Genomic DNA, 776 nt, shown 5'->3' on the forward strand with positions numbered 1-776 from the left:
TGGAAAGCGGAATCTGTGCCGGGATTCCGTTTTTTATTTCACGGTTTTATTGCTGATTTAAGAGGAAAACAGTTTTTATTTGTGTCTGTAGTAAAAAACAGCAACCTGAGTACGGTCTCTCAGCTGTAATTTATCCAGAATAGAGCTGAGATAATTACGAACGGTTCCTTCGCTTAAAAAAAGCTGTGAGGCGATTTCCTTATTGCTGAGCCCGTCTGCAATAAGACGGATAATTTCAAGCTCCCGGCGGCTGATATCATAATTTTCGTAATGGAAGGAAGAACCGGATTGAATAAGCTCCGGAATTCTGGACATGATTTCTGTGCCAAAAACGGTCTGACCGGAACAGACTGCCTCAAGAGCAGGCAGGATACTTGCATAATCCTGTTTCAGCAGATAGCCTTTTGCCCCAAGCTTCAGGGCCTTTACAATATACTCGTCATCAGAAAAGGTAGTAAGAAGAAGGATTTTCGCATCAGGAAATTCCTCCAGTATCTCAGCGGACGCATCAAGTCCGCTTTTTTCTTTCATTCGAATATCCATAAGAAGTACATCCGGCTGATGGATTTTGTACAATTCTGCAGCTTCTTTTCCGTCTGTACCGGAAGCAGCCACAGTAACTTTTCCACTGGCTTCCAGAATGGTTGTCAGTGCGCCGGAAACAAAAATATCATCATCGACAATTACAATTTTCATAGTTCAGGTCTCCTGTTCTTTTGGAATGGTAATAAAAATACGGAAGCCATGGTCTGTGGTAATCTGAACAGTTCCATGTA

At 42.3% G+C, this 776-nt stretch carries 1 protein-coding gene; it reads right to left on the reverse strand.

What is annotated here, in order from left to right; translation table 11 throughout:
- Positions 1–75: 75 nt before the first annotated feature.
- Positions 76–696 carry a response regulator transcription factor gene (locus QVP40_RS11720; protein WP_022068583.1) on the reverse strand — a complete coding sequence of 207 codons (621 nt, stop codon included), beginning with the start codon at positions 694–696 and terminating at the stop codon, positions 76–78.
- Positions 697–776 lie beyond the last annotated feature (80 nt).

The organism is Blautia sp. CAG:257 (assembly GCF_000433815.1).
Lineage (GTDB): Bacteria > Bacillota > Clostridia > Lachnospirales > Lachnospiraceae > Blautia_A > Blautia_A caecimuris.